This window comes from Vibrio sp. Vb1980, from assembly GCF_033338615.1.
GTDB lineage: Bacteria > Pseudomonadota > Gammaproteobacteria > Enterobacterales > Vibrionaceae > Vibrio > Vibrio alginolyticus.
This window is the reverse complement of record NZ_JAWOSZ010000182.1, coordinates 1-516: the sequence shown is the minus strand read 5'-3', so window position 1 is coordinate 516 and position 516 is coordinate 1. Positions and strand designations below refer to the sequence as shown.

Genomic DNA, 516 nt, shown 5'->3' with positions numbered 1-516 from the left:
CCTAATGTCACAGGTACAGACGTTACTGGACCGAAAGTAAGGTCAATCTTAATTGGGTCCGCGACAGGCTCTATGTCGATACTCAACGTACCTGAAGCAGAAGAATTGCCATCACTAACAGTGAAATGAATCTGCTCGTAAGTATCCAAGCCGTTCCCAACACCATCTTTATCGAAAACATTTGCACCAGATTAATGTTCAGCCGGAACATAGCGAACAATACCATTTTCGATATCAGAAGCGAGTACACTGCCAGAAACCGCTTCCCAACCATCAGAACCCTTCACTTGTAGTGAGCCATTTAGCGCAGAAGTGTCAAACTCAACACTTACCCCAGTATCAACGACGCCTAAATGTTCTAGTGTGATAACAATCGCTTCGTCTTCTAATCCGGAAATTTCGTTGCTTTGAACCGTTGGCGGAACATCATTATCATCAATATAGCCAACGCCAGATACATCTCCGACTTTAATCACAAGGCTTTCTGTTGATTCAACCAACTGATCATCAATGCTT

The 516-nt window shown here is 43.4% G+C and carries 1 protein-coding gene; it reads right to left on the bottom strand.

Annotated features, from left to right (window positions below; translation table 11 throughout):
- Positions 1–191: 191 nt before the first annotated feature.
- On the bottom strand, positions 192–516 hold a 325-nt coding region (locus tag R7F64_RS24405), incomplete at its 5' end, for a hypothetical protein (protein WP_318072225.1).